The sequence below is a fragment of the Flavobacterium gelidicaeli genome, from assembly GCF_013294005.1.
Taxonomy (GTDB): domain Bacteria; phylum Bacteroidota; class Bacteroidia; order Flavobacteriales; family Flavobacteriaceae; genus Flavobacterium.
This window is the reverse complement of the sequence record NZ_JABSNK010000005.1, coordinates 216,304-233,748: the sequence shown is the minus strand read 5'-3', so window position 1 is coordinate 233,748 and position 17,445 is coordinate 216,304. Positions and strand designations below refer to the sequence as shown.

General features: G+C 31.5%; 17 protein-coding genes. 5 read left to right on the top strand and 12 right to left on the bottom strand.

From position 1 onward, the window contains the following. From HNP99_RS09745 to HNP99_RS09730, 4 genes are all read right to left on the bottom strand, one after another. On the bottom strand, positions 1-1,287 hold the full coding sequence (locus tag HNP99_RS09745) for a glycosyltransferase (protein ID WP_225738041.1): 1,287 nt from the start codon (positions 1,285-1,287) through the stop codon (positions 1-3). Between the two features lie 137 nt (positions 1,288-1,424). After that, a complete protein-coding gene (locus HNP99_RS09740) occupies positions 1,425-2,657 on the bottom strand; it encodes a hypothetical protein (RefSeq protein ID WP_173853187.1) in 1,233 nt (410 codons plus the stop codon). Positions 2,658-2,827: 170 nt separating this feature from the next. Continuing rightward, positions 2,828-3,592, bottom strand: a complete 765-nt coding sequence (locus HNP99_RS09735) for a TIGR02757 family protein (RefSeq protein ID WP_173853186.1) — start codon at positions 3,590-3,592, stop codon at positions 2,828-2,830. 143 nt (positions 3,593-3,735) lie between these two features. Further along, positions 3,736-4,398 (bottom strand): ABC transporter ATP-binding protein, encoded by a 663-nt coding sequence (locus tag HNP99_RS09730; RefSeq protein WP_173853185.1) that lies wholly within the window; start codon positions 4,396-4,398, stop codon positions 3,736-3,738. A 175-nt stretch (positions 4,399-4,573) separates the two neighbouring features. Between HNP99_RS09730 and msrA the strand changes: the two genes are divergently transcribed. Continuing rightward, the gene (gene msrA / locus HNP99_RS09725) at positions 4,574-5,122 is read left to right on the top strand and encodes a peptide-methionine (S)-S-oxide reductase MsrA (RefSeq protein WP_173853184.1); all 549 of its coding nucleotides are present in this window, start codon (positions 4,574-4,576) and stop codon (positions 5,120-5,122) included. Between the two features lie 49 nt (positions 5,123-5,171). Then, positions 5,172-5,465, top strand: a complete 294-nt coding sequence (locus HNP99_RS09720) for a hypothetical protein (RefSeq protein WP_173853183.1) — start codon at positions 5,172-5,174, stop codon at positions 5,463-5,465. A 34-nt stretch (positions 5,466-5,499) separates the two neighbouring features. Here HNP99_RS09720 and HNP99_RS09715 read toward each other — a convergent pair whose 3' ends face one another. The 6 genes from HNP99_RS09715 to HNP99_RS09690 all read right to left on the bottom strand — a co-directional run bounded on the left by HNP99_RS09715 (position 5,500) and on the right by HNP99_RS09690 (position 10,387). After that, positions 5,500-5,802, bottom strand: a complete 303-nt coding sequence (locus tag HNP99_RS09715; RefSeq protein ID WP_173853182.1) for a DUF6787 family protein — start codon at positions 5,800-5,802, stop codon at positions 5,500-5,502. Positions 5,803-5,834: 32 nt separating this feature from the next. Then, entirely contained in the window at positions 5,835-6,266 is a 432-nt protein-coding gene (locus HNP99_RS09710) for a DUF6146 family protein (RefSeq protein ID WP_173853181.1), read from the bottom strand. Between the two features lie 109 nt (positions 6,267-6,375). After that, positions 6,376-6,936, bottom strand: coding sequence for a DUF937 domain-containing protein (locus HNP99_RS09705; RefSeq protein ID WP_173853180.1), 561 nt, complete (start codon positions 6,934-6,936; stop codon positions 6,376-6,378). A gap of 105 nt (positions 6,937-7,041) precedes the next feature. Next, positions 7,042-7,992: a D-2-hydroxyacid dehydrogenase gene (locus HNP99_RS09700; RefSeq protein WP_173853179.1), complete on the bottom strand. Its 951-nt coding sequence runs from the start codon at positions 7,990-7,992 to the stop codon at positions 7,042-7,044. A gap of 169 nt (positions 7,993-8,161) precedes the next feature. Then, on the bottom strand, positions 8,162-9,235 hold the full coding sequence (gene serC, locus HNP99_RS09695; RefSeq protein ID WP_173853178.1) for a 3-phosphoserine/phosphohydroxythreonine transaminase: 1,074 nt from the start codon (positions 9,233-9,235) through the stop codon (positions 8,162-8,164). Positions 9,236-9,328: 93 nt separating this feature from the next. Further along, complete coding sequence (locus HNP99_RS09690; RefSeq protein ID WP_173853177.1) at positions 9,329-10,387, bottom strand: acyl-CoA reductase; 1,059 nt, start codon at positions 10,385-10,387, stop codon at positions 9,329-9,331. A gap of 151 nt (positions 10,388-10,538) precedes the next feature. Between HNP99_RS09690 and HNP99_RS09685 the strand changes: the two genes are divergently transcribed. Beyond that, positions 10,539-10,889 (top strand): 4Fe-4S dicluster domain-containing protein, encoded by a 351-nt coding sequence (locus tag HNP99_RS09685; protein WP_173853176.1) that lies wholly within the window; start codon positions 10,539-10,541, stop codon positions 10,887-10,889. Positions 10,890-11,076: 187 nt separating this feature from the next. Beyond that, positions 11,077-12,240 (top strand): hypothetical protein, encoded by a 1,164-nt coding sequence (locus HNP99_RS09680; protein WP_173853175.1) that lies wholly within the window; start codon positions 11,077-11,079, stop codon positions 12,238-12,240. Positions 12,241-12,335: 95 nt separating this feature from the next. Here HNP99_RS09680 and HNP99_RS09675 read toward each other — a convergent pair whose 3' ends face one another. Continuing rightward, positions 12,336-12,872, bottom strand: a complete 537-nt coding sequence (locus HNP99_RS09675) for a hypothetical protein (protein ID WP_173853174.1) — start codon at positions 12,870-12,872, stop codon at positions 12,336-12,338. 396 nt (positions 12,873-13,268) lie between these two features. Next, positions 13,269-15,941: a TonB-dependent receptor gene (locus HNP99_RS09670; protein WP_173853173.1), complete on the bottom strand. Its 2,673-nt coding sequence runs from the start codon at positions 15,939-15,941 to the stop codon at positions 13,269-13,271. A 302-nt stretch (positions 15,942-16,243) separates the two neighbouring features. Between HNP99_RS09670 and ychF the strand changes: the two genes are divergently transcribed. Then, on the top strand, positions 16,244-17,338 hold the full coding sequence (gene ychF / locus HNP99_RS09665) for a redox-regulated ATPase YchF (RefSeq protein WP_173853172.1): 1,095 nt from the start codon (positions 16,244-16,246) through the stop codon (positions 17,336-17,338). The last annotated feature ends 107 nt before the right edge of the window (positions 17,339-17,445 follow it).

Sequence of the window (17,445 nt, the reverse complement as noted above, 5' to 3'; positions counted from 1 at the left end):
TTAATTCTTAGGTGCATTAAATCCTTGTCTCACTTGTACTCCCCATTTTTGTTCTTTTTGCTTAAAAAAGTGCCAATATCCTTTAATTGAAGCAAATACATTTATAGGGTGAAAAACTAAAGGCTCCATGAAAATCATAAAAATTAGTATTAAAACCTCCTTTAATCCAGTATAATGTTTATAAATGACTTGATCCGAAAATACGGAAATAAGTGTAATAGTAATATAAAATAAGTACACAAAACTTGTGCCTATAATAAGATGTTGCACATTTACACTAAAAAATATTAAGTCTAAGAGTAAGATAGTCAATCCAAATACTTCCAAAATAGGGACCAAAAACTCAAAAAAAACAAAATATGGAAAAATTAAAAAGCCTGTTTTTCCGTATTTGGGATTTAAAAAAACGTCTCGATGTAAATTCAATGTTTGTACTAATCCTCTTGCCCACCTTACCCGTTGACGTAAAAATATTTCTAAAGTACTAGGAACTTCAGTCCAACAAAGGGATTCGGGAATATAGATTATTGAAAATTGTTCTTTTTTATGATGCATTAACTTTCTCATGCGCGTAATAAGTTCCATGTCTTCTCCAAGAGATTTATGCCAATAACCACCCGCTTCAATTGCGACTTCCTTATCAAACATACCCAATCCACCAGAAACCAATAATAAACCGTTAACGCTAGTCCAAGCCATTCTACCAAATAAATAGGAGCGTATGTACTCTAATTCCTGAAATCCTGCAAAAAAATTAGTCGGAAAATGAGAGCGATAGAGCATACCGTCTTTAAACTCGCAAGAATTGGATATTCTAATTGCAGCACCAGTTGCTATTACTCTTTTAGTGTTCTCTATAAATGGCTTTGCCAACATGGAAACGGTATCTTTTCTTAAAATACAATCAACATCAGTACATATAAAAAGATTGAATTTAGCTGAATTTATTCCTGCATTTGATCCATCGGCTTTACTTTTTCCATTGATTTTATCTACAACTAATAATTTAGAGTAAATAGGATTTGTCGATTTATAATGACCAATAACTTCTTGAGTAGGTATTTTTTCTTGATAAAAAAAATCTACTTTAACCAGATTGAATTTAGTGATTAATATTTCGAGTGTTTTATCAGTACTACCGTCATTAACAATAACAACTTCAAATTTTGGATACTCTTGTGAAAGCAGGGATTTTACATTGTATTCAATAGTTGTAGCTTCATTAAAAGCCGGTGCAATTATGGAAACGCCAATAGTATGATTTGATTTTACTAATACATCTTTCAATAAAAAATATTTCTTGTTATAGTATCTTTTAATTGCAAACCATGATAATATTGCTAAAATAGAATAGCATAAAAGGTAACTCAGTGAGTAGTAAATGACACAGGCCTCAAAAGCATTTATTATTTTTTCTATGGTATTCAATTTAGATAGGGGTTTTTAACGTGTAATAAAATTTTATTTAAAATATTTTGCTCTTTACTTTCTTGTTTATTTTCTTGATTAAAATAATTTGGATCAAGTTTGTAAATCGTTTTGACAAGTTGAAATTTAATATCTAAATCATTTTCTTCTAGAAAGTTACAAAGGAATTTTGTGGTAACATCATTTCCAATAACAGCAAAAGTTTTTAAACAAAAAATTTTATTCTCTTTATTGGTTATATTTTTATAATATTCAATTAGATAGTCATTGGCGTCTATTAGATATAGTAAACTGATGGCTAATAATGTTTCTTTTCGAACTTTAATAGAGTTATAATTTAATAAAAAACGAATTTGTTCAATTGTAAAATCTTTTCTATAACGTACCATTAATTTTATCGCTAAAATTACAATTGAAGAATTGTCAGAATACAACCAATCAATAATATTGGTGGGTAAGTGCGTTTTCTTTTTAGCAATAATATCGAGGATTTTTAGTTCATCAGTTTTTGAGATCTTTCTTTTATAGTTTGCTATTAGTTCAAATTTTTCATTTGACAAAATAATCATAGCAATTAAGGCGTTAGAATTTAGGTATTTATTGCTGTGGTTGTTTACATAAGGTCTAATATAGCCTGTTTTAATTTTATATTCTAGGATCTGGTAATGGTATATTCCTAATAATTTATCTTTCCATTTTCTACTTAAGATGAGTTTTTTGCTATAGCGATGAAAGCCAAAAATTTTATAAATTTTCAATAGTAGGTTTGGATCTATACCATTAACATTTTGCTTAATAGCGATTATTTTATTTAGAATTAGTTCTTTATACCAATTTTTTTTAAAGAGAGGATGTTTTTTGTAATTTGTAATTTTAGTTTCTAATTCTTTTTTTGAGTAATTAGAAAAAACAAGTTCTGTAAGAAAATCATCTAGTTTGGTGTTTAATTCTTGAAGCAAAATTGTTCTTTTTTCATAACGGTAACGGTACGTTATTAAAGAAAGTATAGTTAATATAACAATCAATAAAAATATAGGAATGATTATATATTTTAATAATTCATAACTAATTGTTGTAATATCATTAGTGTTGTAAATAGTAAGCAGACCATTTTTTATTTCTTGAAAAAAATCGTTGAAATTGGTCAAAGATATCTTAATACGTTTAGGTATTAACGTATTTGTAATTAATGATTTAAAGGATGATAATAGACTATTTTCGATTTGCAATAATGTATTTGTTTAAGAAAATTATTAGTTGTTTAAATTAATTAAAATCTATTAATATTTTATTCTTTACATAAAAATCAGCTATGTCAATACTTACTATTTCTACAACGCAATACTTATGAATTAGTTGTGTTTATAGTTGAAAAATAACTAGCTAATAATAGATTATTTTAGAAACCTTCAAAAACTCCTAAACCAAATAAAGCAAAGTCATATTTTGATGGATCTAAAGGATCTAGAATACGAAGTTTTGTATCGAGTTCATAAAGTGCTTTACCGTCATTTTGCTTTCGCGAAAGCATTCCTAACTTGCGGGCAACATTTCCAGAATGTACATCTAAAGGGCAGGAGAGTACCGCTGGAGCAATACTCTTCCAGATTCCTAGGTCTACACCTTTTGTGTCTTGTCTTACCATCCAGCGAAGGTACATGTTAATTCGTTTTGCAGCTGATCCATTTCTAGGGTCAGATACATGTTTTTGTGTGCGGTTAAGATGCGGAATTTCAAAAAATATTTTTTTAAATTCAGAGATGCTTTCCTGCATGCTTAACGTGGCTGTATTTTTAGAAAAAACGGACTCCAAGCCACCATGATTTTGATAAATATTTTGTAAACTCTTAATAAAATGTTCAAAATCTATGCCGTTAAAGGTTCTATGAACAAAAGATTGTAATTGCTCTAAGTCATTACCAGAATGATTCATGACAAAATCATAAGGCGCGTTCCCCATTAAATCCATCATGCGATGACTGTTTTTAATGATCATAGTTCTGTTTCCCCAAGCGATTGTAGCACTTAAAAAACCTGCAATTTCTATATCTTCTTTTTGGGAAAATAAATGCGGAATTTGAACAGGATCGCTTTCTATAAAATCGCGGGTGTTGTATTGAATAACTTTTTCGTCAAGAAAATCTTTTAGCTCTGCTTGATTCATTTTTAGCTTTATTGTTATTTCGTAATTTTTACTAAAGGGTTTAATATAAACTGGATTTACTAGCCCAGATAGCAGTGGAAATCCTTTTTATCTCGTTTTTAAGACGAGATAAAAAGATTGTAACGTATAGCTGGAAATAGCTCCTAATTACTAATTAAACCATCAACCATAATTAATTTTCTGTCGGCCATATTTGCGAGTTCTTCATTGTGGGTCACAATTACAAATGTTTGCCCAAGTTCATCTCGTAGTTTAAAAAATAACTGGTGTAAATTTTCTGCGGAAGCGGTATCTAAATTTCCTGAAGGCTCATCAGCAAAAATTATTGCAGGCTTGTTAATTAACGCTCTAGCAACAGCAACTCTTTGCTGTTCTCCGCCAGAGAGTTCGTTAGGTTTGTGGTTCATTCTGTGAGAAAGACCTAAATAGGTCAATAATTTTTCGGCTTCTATTTCTGTCGTTTTTTTATCTTTATTAGCTATAAAAGCTGGAATACACACGTTTTCTAAAGCCGTAAATTCAGGGAGTAATTGATGAAATTGAAAAATGAAGCCTAGATTTAAATTTCTAAATTTAGAAAGGTTCTTATCATTCATTTTCAAGATGTCTTCACCATTGATAAGTAACGAAGTGCTACCCTGAGAGTTTGGTTTATCAAGAGTACCTAGAATTTGTAATAAAGTTGTTTTTCCGGCTCCAGATGCACCTACGATAGAAACAATTTCTCCTTTTTTAATATGCAAATCAACTCCTTTTAAAACGTGGAGTTTGTCGTAGTATTTATTTAAATTTTTTGCTTGTATCATTTTTAATCTGTTTTGACAAAGAAACAAAGATTTTAATTATAATCTTAATAATTGCCTTAACACAACTTATAAATTTTAGTTAACTATTTAATTAAGATTTGTAAAAAGCTTAATTTTGGAATAATAGCATTGTTGTTATTTAAAATGATGTTAGAATAATTTAAAAATTAAGTAAATGATAGAGCCACATAATAATGAAGTAGCCATATTTGGCGGAGGATGTTTCTGGTGTACAGAGGCCGTTTTTTTAGAATTAAAAGGAGTAGATAAAGTAGTGCCTGGTTATATAGGAGGCCAAGTAGAAAATCCAACTTATGCAGCTATTTGTACTGGAACTACAGGGCATGCTGAAGCAATCAAAATCACGTTTGATAAAAGTCAAATTAGTTATGGCGAATTGTTGCAAATATTTTTTGCTACACATGATCCCACTACACTAAACAGACAAGGGAATGATATTGGAACGCAGTACAGAAGTGAGATTTTCTATTTGAATACTGGGCAAAAAGAAATAGCACTAGATTATATTAACTTACTGACTACTGAAGCTGTTTTTGACAATCCTATTGTTACTAAAATATCTGAAGCGCCTCATTTTTATGAAGCCGAAGATTATCACAATAACTATTACAATCAAAATAAATCACAAGGCTATTGTTCTTATGTGATTACACCCAAAATTGAGAAACTCAAAAAATATTTTCAAGATAAGCTAAAAGACTAATGGCATTACTTTTGATTTAATTAAAGAACTAACTTAATGAAATCATGCTATGGGATTAGAAAAAAAGGTAACGGAGGCGAGTGTGAAAAATAGAAACTTAATTCTAGGGATTTTTTTTGATGGTATAGGGATGCTGTCCTATTCTATACCGTGGGTTTTAGAATATACAGATGTTGTTTGGGCTCCTATTGCAGGATATTTAATGACAAAAATGTACAAGGGGACAACAGGTAAGGTAGGAGGTTTTATTGCTTTTCTTGAGGAAGCTTTTCCATTTACTGATGTGATACCTACATTTACATTAACTTGGATTTATACTTATATCATTAAAAAAGAGAAATAATATTTATTAAAAAAGAGGCTTTTAAGCCTTTTTTTTATGCCCTAAAAAGAAAACCTAATCCCAAACGCTTCAACATCTTTTTTTCAAAAGCCCAGAAAAAACTGAATTGACCAAAAATAAAACCAATAAATACTAGTAGAACCTGATAAATTGGAAAAATAAGTAGCAATCGTACAGGCATAAACCACATACCTAAATCATCCTTAGTAATTCCTAATAAATAACAAAGTGGTTTTGATAGCCATGCTGATGCTGATCCTGTAATGGCAAATACAATGAATATAATGCTTAGTTGTATATTAGACGTTATTCCCCAACGTTCTTTTAATTTTCTCATCTTTATTTATAATGATTACAAATATAGTAAGATTATCTTGTAGGAACATAACCAAATAGTTTTTGTTTGTAGGTATTTTGAAAATAAACCATGTAATTATAGATTAGGTAATTCACTTCATAACCATAATCAATATTTTGACTGTATGAGATAGTCATTTCATATAAATTAGGATCATAACGGTAAGGTTGGAGAACACGGTTATTCCATTCATTAATCCATAATAAGTTTTTATTTTCTAAAAAAGCTTGACTATGGTAATTTCTAGGAAAAGCTCTAGATGCTAACCACGTACTAAAACCAGGATCGATAATTGTAACCTCATATTCTAATTCATCATTTGCAATGCGTACAGTGTCGTTTAGAGTGGCTGCTGTATTTTGGTTTTTAATCACGGTATTTTTTGAAGCAGTACAACTTGCTAAAGTAATTAAAATTATAATAAAGGATATAAAGCTTTTCATAATCAATAGTTTAATAATAAAAATACAATTTTTTATTCTCTTTAAAAATCCTTTTAACATAAAAAAAGCACCTACAACGTAAGTGCTTTATAGATATTTTTATGACGGCTTATTTTCCAAATAAACCACCTATCATTCCGCCTATTCCACCACCTTTTTTAGTAACAGCGTCCATTGCGTCACTCATGTCTACTTTTCCATCACCGTTTTGGTCTAAACCAAACTGTCCGCCGTATTTTGTAATAGCATCCATGATTCCTGCATTGTCTCCGCCACCAGAAATAGCGCCAATGATATCTGAGATTTCAAAACTTGAATCGTTAGGGTCTTTTGCTTTACCTACAAGTGAAGCTAATATTTTAGGAATAATGCTAGACGCAACTCCTGCTGCAGCACTGCTGTCTATGCCTAATTTTTCGCTTAAATTTCCTGTAAGTTGTTGTGTTAATTTTTGCACTGCAGGATTAGAAGTATCCTTAGCATTATCTCCTTGAAAAAGAGTAGCCAATTGAGAAAGATCTCCATCTGCAACCATTTTTTGTAATCCTGAAACTACTGAAGAGCTAGCTTCATTAATTACGGCTTCATTTTTTTCATTAGGAACTGCTGCATTATTTACTACAGAGTCTACTCCAAATTGTTGTGCTAATTGAGTTAGTTGTTCAAACATATATTTTAATTTATTTTAGGTTTCATCTACAAGATACTAAAAAAATAGCGATTATCCAAATAAATTGAATAATCGCTATTGTAACTATTTGTAAATCAGGATTTATTACCCTAGTAAACTAATTATTTGTGAAGCTAACTCAGTACCAATTCTATCTTGTGCCTCTCCAGTTGCAGCACCAATATGGGGTGTCAAAGAGATTTTAGAATTCATTAAAATAGTCATCTCAGGAGTTGGTTCATTTTCAAAAACATCTAATCCAGCAAACAATACTTTTCCGCTGTCTAAAGCTTTTACTAATGCTACTTCATCAATAACACCACCACGAGCACAATTTACAATTCCAACACCGTCTTTCATGGTAGCAATTTCTTTTTCACCAATGATGTATCCTTTTTGAGCAGGAACATGCAACGTAATAAAGTCAGCTTCTTTAAATAAAGATTCAAGAGATTGAGAAACAATTGTAGTTGTGATTGATTGTCCGTCAAAGAATTCTACTTTAACAGCAACTTCTGGAATAAAACTGTCTGCAGCAATCACTTTCATACCTAATCCAAGAGCCATTTTTGCTGTAGCTTGACCAATACGTCCAATACCTACAATTCCAAGCGTTTTTCCTCTTAATTCAACACCATTTGCATATGCTTTTTTCAAACCGTCAAAATTAGTATCTCCTTCAAGGGGCATATTTCTGTTAGAATCATGCAAGAAACGAACACCTGAAAATAAGTGAGCAAAAACCAACTCAGCAACAGATTCTGATGAAGATGCAGGTGTGTTTATAACATGAATCCCTTTGCTTTTAGCATAATCAACATCAATGTTATCCATTCCTACACCACCACGGCCTATAATTTTTAGACCAGGACAAGCGTCAATAATATCTTTACGAACTTTAGTTGCACTACGCACTAAAACTACACTTACGTTATTCTCATTAACATAATTTGCTATTTGTTCTTGGGCTACTTTTGCAGTGATTACTTCAAAACCACCTTTTTCTAAAGCTAGAATTCCGCTTTTAGAAATTCCGTCATTTGCTAATACTTTCATTTTTTATGTCATTGCGAGGAACGATGCAATCTCGTCCTCATATTACTTTTTTATTATTTTGTTAGGAGCTATTTCCTGTTATTCGTTTCAATCTTTTTATTTTTTAAAGAAAAAAATAAAAAGGATTTCCACTGCTATCAGGGCTAGGAATCCGTACGTTGATTGTCTATTATGCTACCTTAGACTCTAGGTCTTTCATAACATCTACTAAAACTTGAACACTTTCTATTGGTAATGCATTGTACATAGATGCTCTATAACCACCTACTGAGCGGTGTCCAGGAATTCCAGAAATTCCAGCAGCTTTCCACATCGCGTCAAATGTTTCAGTGTGAGCAGCGTCATTCAATAAAAAAGTAGCATTCATATTAGAGCGATCTGCAACAGCAGCAGCTCCTTTAAATAACGGGTTTCTATCAATTTCAGCATAAAGTAAAGCCGCTTTAGCGTTGTTTAATTTTTCAACAGCAGCAACTCCACCTAATTTTTTTAACCATTGCAAAGTTAGTAGCGAAGCGTAAACAGGGAAAACAGCAGGAGTATTGTACATACTTTCTGCTTTAATATGTTTTTCATAATCTAAAATACTCGGAATCGTTCTTCCTGATTTACCAAGGATTTCTTCCTTAACAATTACAAGAGTTGTTCCTGCAGGGCCCATATTTTTTTGAGCGCCAGCATAAATAATATCAAATTTAGAAAAATCCAATACTCTAGAAAATATATCCGAACTCATATCGCAAACAATTGGCATGTCTAGCGATGGGAATTCTTTCATTTGTGTTCCAAAAATAGTGTTGTTACTCGTGCAGTGAAAATAATCTGCATCAGCAGGAACAGTATATCCTTTAGGAATATGGTTATAGTTTTCTTCTTTTGAAGAGGCTACGACAACAGTTTCTCCAAAAAATTTAGCTTCTTTAATTGCTCCGCTTGCCCATGTACCTGAATCAAGATAAGCAGCTTTACCGCCTTCTTTCATTAAGTTATAAGGAACCATTAGGAATTCAAGACTGGCTCCGCCAGCAAGAAAAAGAGCTTGGTAGCCTTTCCCTTCTAATCCTAATAATTCTAATGCAAGAGTTCTCGCTTCATCCATTACGGCAACAAAATCTTTGCTACGGTGTGAGATTTCTAAAATAGATAATCCAGAATCATTAAAGTTTAAAATAGCTTGTGCTGATTTTTCAAAAACTTCTTGTGGTAAGATGCATGGTCCTGCGCTGTAGTTGTGTTTTTTCATGGTGTAGTTTATGTCCAAAAATTTAAAACGCAAATTTCGGCATTACAACTTGAATATCTGTTAATTTATTCGCAATAATTAACCAATTTTATGCTATCTTATTAACAAAAACGATATAGTGTCTATATTATCTGCATAATCCCATAATTGTGGTTGCTGTGTTTGCCCAAAAGCAATACTGCATTCAATTAAATTATCACTAACAATGCACTGTATTTGGTCTGCTTCAGTAGTTAATTTTGCTTGTAAATCAGTTAGGTTTTCGTAGCGCTCATAAAATACACTTGAAATAGGGGAGGCGTGACTATTATCCTCTTTTAAGGTTAAAAAGCCATTGTCTAATAACTTGAAATTACTCATTAAAAACACCGCTTTATTGTAATCGTAATTATTAGCGTATTTCTCATAATGAATAACGTCTTGGTATTCAAAAATAGCTTCAAAAAAAGCAACAAAAGAATAGTCTTTAGGGACAAATAACTTAGAAACATTGCGACAACCTAAACCAAAATACCTAAATATATCTTCTCCCAATGCCGCTAACTGTTCTTTACTTTCGTTACCATTTAATACCGCAATTGAATTCCTGTTTTTTCTTATTATTGAAGGTTTATCTTTAAAATAATATTCAAAATAACGTGCCGTATTATTGCTACCAGTAGCTATTACAGCATCAAAATTTTCTAATTTACCTTCTACAAAAGTTATTTTATTTGCAAATTCAGGTGCTAATGCAATTAAATATTTTGCTAAAAAAGGGAGTAGGTGTTGGTCATTTGAAGAGGTTTTTACCACTACATTATGTCCCGTTATCAATACCGATAAAAAATCATGGAAGCCAACTAATGGTATGTTACCTGCTAAGATTAAAGCGATATTTTTAGGAACAACAACATCAAAATTATAGTTAGACAACCATTTGTTTAGATTCTCTTCGGTTAATGCTTCTGCCCATGATTGAATCGAAAAGTATACTTGTTCAGGAGTATACCAACCGTTATGAGATTGTGATAAATGAATTAATTTGTTAAATTCATCAAAAAACAAATCATTTTTAAGCACATTTTCGTTCTTAACTGTTTCATTAGTATTGAATTGCTTTAAAAAATGGCCTAATTCAATGAAAATGTTTTTTTTAACTTCTAATGTCATAATGTTTGTTTATGAATTGTTTTGATTGTAATTTTGCACAAAAATAAGCATATTTAAGTCGAAAGTCAAAAGGCATCAACTAGAAAGATGTAATGTCTTTTTAAAGTAAGCGACTAATTGCATTAAGAACATCAATTTTAAGACAAGAAACATGGCAATAATAATAACTGACGAATGTATCAATTGCGGTGCATGTGAACCAGAATGTCCAAATACAGCAATCTATGAAGGTGCTGACGATTGGAGATACAAAGACGGAACAAAATTAACAGGTAAAGTAATCCTTGCTGATGGTACTGAGGTTGATGCTGATGATGCTCAAACTCCTATATCTGATGAAGTGTATTACATAGTTCCTGGAAAATGTACAGAGTGTAAAGGTTTTCATGATGAACCACAATGTGCTGCAGTATGTCCTGTAGATTGTTGTATTCCAGATGATAATCATGTTGAAACAGAAGAAACTTTGTTAAACAGACAAGCTTTTTTACATAACGAATAAATTTTTATTACCTATATATTAAAAACCTGAATAGTGATATTCAGGTTTTTTTATGTCAATTTTTTAATGTTAATCGATAAAGTGTGCATTTTAACTGATTTTATTGCATTTCAAGGGGTATTTAGCTAATTAATAGGGATTTGCAACTATTTTTATGTTATTTGATAGTTAAATTTTATTTCATGATATGAAAAAAGTACTTTGGTTATTCGTTTTGATTTGTAGTTATAGTGTTTATAGTCAGAAAGATACTTATTCTATTTTGATTAAAGATAGTGATACGCATTTGCCTATCGAGAATGCCACCGTTATTATATTAAAAACAAATCAAATTTTGTTAAGCAATAGAGACGGTAAAGTTGCTTTTGTATCTAATGCTCCTTCCAATATTGCTATTTCAGAAAGTAATTATGAATCTCAAAATATTCGTTGGAATATACTAGTAGAGAAAAGCTTTGTAATTTATCTAAAAAGTAAAAGTAATATATTAGAAGAAGTTATTTTATCAAGGGAAAGTCCGCAAAAAATACTTCAAAAGATTGTATCAAATTCTATTCAAAAATTAACTGTTCCCGCACGATTAAAAGTTTATGTTAGAGAGTTTTTTAAATTGAACCACAAATACGCTTATTACAATGACGGTTTAGTTAATTTTCAGTTTTCTAAAAAGCAGAAAAAAATAACGACAACTTTATTAGTGGAGCAAAACAGATCTTATGGCTTATTAGATGAAGATATTACAGCTGATTTATTAGGCTACAACTTAAACAACATCATGGAGAATTATTGTACGTTTAAGTATTTAGAGCCTATTTTAGAAACAAAAATGGGTAAGGATTATGAATTTATAGTTAAAGCCCATGCGTCTAATGACAAGTCTTATATAATGTCTATAGTCCCAGTAGATGAATCTAAGGGAATGTTAGATACTTTTGAAATTATTTACGATCCTGAGATGAAAATTATTAATGAGTTCACTGTTAAAATTGCTTTTAAAGATATTGAACTTAAAAACACAAGAAAGAAAGCTGACTCTAAAAATATTACTAAATCTTCAGTAAAGGTTGTTTATAAGGTAGATGTTGACGGATATTATATGTTAAATGCAAATGAGGAGATTGCCTATGATATTACTGTAAAAGACGAATTAAAAAACATTGAAGTTCGCAATAGCTTTATAACAACTCATTTTAATAAACAGCCTTTTACATATGATGATAGTGATGTTTTTAAAGAAAAATCGCTATTTAATAAAAGGAATAAAATACTAACTAATTATTGGGATTTATCTGGATTTGTAGCTAGCGAAGAGGAGAAATCAATAGTAAGTACATTGGAATACAAAATGTAATTTTTTTAGTATTATTAATTACAATTTATGATAAACTAAAAAATCCTGAATTTTTAAAATTCAGGATTTTTTAGTTTTATGTAAAAAGTATTGTTTTACTCCTTATTTAATATATAAGTTGTTGCTGTAACAGTATCTGTAGCTTCGTCATAATTTTCTAATACTAGATTTCCTTCTTGATTAAAATAACCATATGAAGTTTTATCTTTTGCTTTATAAATATAATTGTTATTCGAAGTTTTTCTTAGAATAGCTTTTTTCTCTCCATTAGCAAAAGTCATTGTGTATCCTACTTTATCAGTGGTTACTTGGTATTTTTGACCATCTAAATCATAATAAGCTGATCGGTCTATATCAATTAATCGAGTAACACCATCTGCAGTGATTTTTGTTGTAGCGGTTACATTAATAGGAGATTCTTTAGTGTTTTTATTAAGTACATTGGAGTCAGCATCCATTAATTCAATGGCTTGATTTTCATTTATCTCCTGTGTTTTAATCAATTTTTTTTCACCTTCAGAATCTTTGATTGTAGTGATCTTAGTAGTAACCTCCGATTTTACATTTTTATTTTGAGCTTGAATATTTACTGTAAATAAAAAAGCAGTCAATCCTAATAATATCGTTTTCATAATTTTTGTTTTTAAAGATTTGTATCAAGCAAATTTACAACTATCATGCTATTTATCTATTATGTTTTTATGTTAAAAGGTTATGGTATTTATAGCCTAGTTGCGTAGTAGTAAAATTACTATAATTAAAGAGCCATTGTAGATAGTCCCTTTTTCAGTAATAAGTTGCATCTTCTTACTGCTATATTGTTGTAATTAGCAACCACTTCTAAGCGTTATGTTTTATCGAAGATTTTTTGGTCTTTACTTTTTTTTTGATATAGATATAAAGAGTTTATTTGCTCTCGTACATTGTGATAGACATAAAAAAATCATCCTAATATTATAAACAATTTCTTTACAAGTATATTGATAATATTAGGATGATGTTTATTATTTTAAAAGCTTTACTTTTCTTTAGAAAGTAAAACCAAGTCTAGCATAGTAGTAAGCACCCCCAAAACCCATTTGAACGGCATCCCAATAACCACCACCTTCAACCCAGTCATCTTGTTGGTCAGGATAGATGTTGAATAAATTATTTGCACCAAGGCTTAATTTTGTTGATTTAGATAGTTTGTAACCAATTGTTAAATCTGTTGTGATCTTAGCAGTATACAAATCAGCGGCTTGTTGTATTTTATCATCAAAACTTGCATAATCTGCAGTAGGCTCAATAGCTTGGTAATCTAGTAATGTAACTTCACTAAAGCGAGTAAAAGCGAGTCCAGCGTTCAGTTTGTTTCTTTCATAACTAAGGTTTAAACCAAATTTACTTGCGGGAGCAGATGCTAAAAGAAATGCTTTTTCTCTTTCTCCAAAGAAAATTTGCTCGTCAAGAGTTCCGTTTTTTACTTTGGTTATTTTCATGTCATTGATGTTACCTACTAAGGTAGCACCAATAGTTTGACTACCGATTTTCTTTTTCCATGCAAAAACTAAATCCAATCCGCTTGTTTTAGTATCTGCACCGTTTACAAAAAATTGTGCTTTATCAACTCCTAGATTGAATACTGTTGCATCAAAATATCCAGTCAATACAATACGGTCTTTTACTTTAATATAATATCCATCAACGGTAGCAGTGAAATCACCAAAATTAGCAGTGAATCCCAAAGAAGCATTCAATGCTCGCTCTTCATTTAGTTTGTTTATACCAAAAGCTTTAGTTACTGGACTGTTGTTTGGAGATAATAAAACCTCTGACGCTCCACTTGCGCTAAAGTTTGTGAAACGTAAGTTGTAATAAACTTGAGCCAAAGAAGGTGCTCTAAATCCCGTACTTACAGATCCTCTTACGTTGAATTTATCGTTCACTTTCATACGTAAAGCCAACTTTCCGTTCAATGTACTTCCAAAATCACTGTAGTTTTCATAACGAACGGCTCCGCTCACTAAAAAAGCTTTGGTTACATCCAGTTCTAAATCTGAGTACAAAGAAACATTAGATCTTGTTTTGTCTACTGTGTTTGCAGGGCTATAACCTGGGAAACCTTGAGAACCACCAGGTCTTGCATCACCAGAGATTGCATCAATAGGAGCGCTTTGTGTTGTTGGATCAATGATTGCTTTCCCATTAGTATCATAGGTAGCATAAGATCCTTCTTCACCAGCGAAAATAGTGAATTTCTCTGTTCTATATTCACTTCCAAAAGCAACGTTAAATCCTTCTAGAATATCGTAATTTTTAGAGATGTCAAGATTAGTCGTATTTTGTGTTAAGCTATGTCCACCAGCATCAAATTCTGTTGGAGAGGCATTCTCTAGGGAAGCATTTAATGTTCCTTTTACGTAGTAGTGAAAAAGATTTTTTCCGTTTGTGTTGCTAAAGTCTAGTTTCCATCCACCAGTAGTTGTAGTTCTGAAACCAACAGCAATTGAATTGTCTAGTATATTTGAAGTGATTCTAGGGCTATATCCGCCTGGATAAATCGATTCTACAACTCTCGCCCCGTCATTACGAGTAAAAGCATAAGCATCAGTATCTCTAAAATTTCGACCACCAAAGGCATATACTTCTGTCTTATCAGATACAGGAACCATCATGTTTGCAAACAAATTGAATCCTTGTATAGCTGCTTCACCAAAACCTTTTCTGAAATCAAATCCTGGTCTTAATGTTTTATTTTTGTTTATATATTCTGTTGTGAAATTGGCAAAACCACCTTTGTTACCAATAGCTACACCATAATTTGCTCCCACTTTGACAGATCCACCATCAAAGGATTGATTTTTACCAATAGAATTTCCGTTACCATTCAGGTCCAAACGATTATTATCTGTATTAGCTGTTCCGGCAGGGAAATCTCCTTTTGCATTAGTATTGTACACGCCATAAGTTACTGATCCAGTGAATTCATCCACAGTGTCATTCAGTACAATGTTTACAACTCCAGCAATCGCATCAGAACCATATTGTGCAGCAGCTCCATCTCTCAAAATTTCTATTCGCTTGATTGAGCTAGCAGGAATTGCATTCAAATCCGTTCCAGTATTTCCACGACCACGAGTACCAAATAGGTTAATCAATGATGATTGGTGTCTTCTTTTTCCGTTAATTAAAACTAAGGTCTGGTCAGGTCCCAGTCCTCTTAAAGATGCTGGATCAACGTGATCCGATCCGTCAGAACCAGATTGTTTGTTAGCATTAAATGAAGGTGCAACATATTGTAACAATTCATTGATTTCTAATTTACCACTTTGAGTAGTGATGTCCTTAACATTAATTACGTCAATTGGCACAGCAGAATTAACTACTGTTCTTTTAGCGTTCCTAGACCCTACAATAACAATGTCTTGTAAAACTTCTCCACCTTCAGATTTAAGAGTGATATTAATGACGTTATTTGTCGCCACTCTCTCTACAGATGAAAAACCTATGTAGCTAAAAATTAATGTAGCTCCCTCTTTTACTTTTATTTTGTAGGCTCCGTCCATATCAGTCGAAACGCCATTTTGAGTTCCTTTCTCTACAACATTTACCCCGGGTAACCCAGATCCAGAGTTGTCTTTTACTACTCCAGTAATTTCTTTTTGTGCAAAAAGAAAACTGACATTTAGTAATAAAAATAGTAGTGTGATTTTTTTCATAAATAATTTGGTTTTTGGTTCGTTTCTGACTGCAATATACAAATTTTTTAACAAAATTTTAGCAATTCAGTATTTTTCATAAAAACTTGAGATTTATTAGTTAAATGGGGTGTAAAAAGTGATATCTATTTATAATATTGCTTTTTTTTATAATTTAAAATAAAATAAACCTGAAATAGAATCTTTCAAAACAATAATTTAACGATTTTGAGTACTTGCATTTATTAAATGGTATATTTGCAAAATTTTAAAGTAAATACTAAAACGTATAGTTGTAAAAGCTATTTGTAAATATAAATATCATGAAAGCAGGAATTGTAGGGTTACCTAATGTTGGAAAGTCAACTTTGTTTAATTGTTTGTCAAATGCAAAAGCGCAAAGTGCTAACTTTCCTTTTTGTACTATCGAACCTAATATAGGTGTTGTAAACGTACCAGATCCTCGTATTAATAAATTAGAGGAACTAGTAAAACCAGAACGTGTACAAATGGCAACAGTTGATATTGTTGATATCGCTGGATTAGTAAAAGGAGCAAGTAAAGGAGAGGGATTAGGAAATCAATTCCTTGGAAACATTAGAGAGTGTAATGCTATTATTCACGTTTTACGTTGTTTTGATAACGATAACATTGTTCACGTTGATGGTAATGTAAACCCTATTCGTGACAAAGAAACGATTGATATTGAATTGCAGTTAAAAGATTTAGATACCGTTGAAAAACGTCTAGAAAAAGTGAATCGTGCTGCAAAAACAGGAAACAAAGAGGCAATTACAGAAAAAGGACTATTAGACCGAATTAGAGAAAATCTTTTACAAGCAAAGTCGGCTAGAACAATTACACTTGAAAATAATGATGAAGAGGTTCTAATGGAATCTTTTCAATTAATTACTGCAAAACCAGTTTTGTATGTATGTAATGTTGACGAAAATTCAGCTGTAAACGGAAACAAATATGTTGATCTAGTTAAAGAATTAGTAAAAGACGAAGATGCTGAGGTTATTATTCTTTCAGTAGGAGCAGAGGCTGATATCACTGAGTTAGAAAGTTTTGAAGAGCGTCAAGTTTTTCTTGAAGATATGGGATTAACTGAGCCAGGAGCATCAGTTTTAATTCGTGCAGCTTATAAATTATTAAAGCAACAAACCTACTTTACCGCTGGTGTAAAAGAAGTTCGTGCATGGACAATCAACATAGGATCAACTGCGCCACAAGCAGCAGGAGTAATCCACACTGATTTCGAAAAAGGATTCATCCGTGCTGAAGTTATCGCCTATGAAGATTTCGTTCATTACGGTTCAGAAGCTAAATGTAAAGAAGCCGGTAAATTCAAAGTAGAAGGAAAAGAATATATCGTAAAAGATGGGGATGTAATGCACTTCCGTTTTAACGTGTAATTCTTAGCTTAGAGAAAAGAATAAAGAAAATAAAGAGAACCCGCAAAAGTGATTTTGCGGGTTTTTTCGTGCGCTGTTTTTTTATAAATATGCATTTTTGTGGTTTT

Excerpts from the sequence above, each read along its gene's own strand:
- msrA (WP_173853184.1), top strand. The coding sequence starts at position 4,574 with ATGATAGAGCCACATAATAATGAAGTAGCCATATTTGGCGGAGGATGT.
- HNP99_RS09730 (WP_173853185.1), bottom strand. The coding sequence starts at position 4,398 with ATGATACAAGCAAAAAATTTAAATAAATACTACGACAAACTCCACGTT.
- HNP99_RS09680 (WP_173853175.1), top strand. The coding sequence starts at position 11,077 with ATGAAAAAAGTACTTTGGTTATTCGTTTTGATTTGTAGTTATAGTGTT.
- serC (WP_173853178.1), bottom strand. The coding sequence starts at position 9,235 with ATGAAAAAACACAACTACAGCGCAGGACCATGCATCTTACCACAAGAA.
- ychF (WP_173853172.1), top strand. The coding sequence starts at position 16,244 with ATGAAAGCAGGAATTGTAGGGTTACCTAATGTTGGAAAGTCAACTTTG.
- HNP99_RS09735 (WP_173853186.1), bottom strand. The coding sequence starts at position 3,592 with ATGAATCAAGCAGAGCTAAAAGATTTTCTTGACGAAAAAGTTATTCAA.
- HNP99_RS09715 (WP_173853182.1), bottom strand. The coding sequence starts at position 5,802 with ATGAGAAAATTAAAAGAACGTTGGGGAATAACGTCTAATATACAACTA.
- HNP99_RS09675 (WP_173853174.1), bottom strand. The coding sequence starts at position 12,872 with ATGAAAACGATATTATTAGGATTGACTGCTTTTTTATTTACAGTAAAT.
- HNP99_RS09700 (WP_173853179.1), bottom strand. The coding sequence starts at position 7,992 with ATGAAAGTATTAGCAAATGACGGAATTTCTAAAAGCGGAATTCTAGCT.
- HNP99_RS09690 (WP_173853177.1), bottom strand. The coding sequence starts at position 10,387 with ATGACATTAGAAGTTAAAAAAAACATTTTCATTGAATTAGGCCATTTT.
- HNP99_RS09685 (WP_173853176.1), top strand. The coding sequence starts at position 10,539 with ATGGCAATAATAATAACTGACGAATGTATCAATTGCGGTGCATGTGAA.
- HNP99_RS09720 (WP_173853183.1), top strand. The coding sequence starts at position 5,172 with ATGGGATTAGAAAAAAAGGTAACGGAGGCGAGTGTGAAAAATAGAAAC.
- HNP99_RS09705 (WP_173853180.1), bottom strand. The coding sequence starts at position 6,936 with ATGTTTGAACAACTAACTCAATTAGCACAACAATTTGGAGTAGACTCT.
- HNP99_RS09710 (WP_173853181.1), bottom strand. The coding sequence starts at position 6,266 with ATGAAAAGCTTTATATCCTTTATTATAATTTTAATTACTTTAGCAAGT.
- HNP99_RS09670 (WP_173853173.1), bottom strand. The coding sequence starts at position 15,941 with ATGAAAAAAATCACACTACTATTTTTATTACTAAATGTCAGTTTTCTT.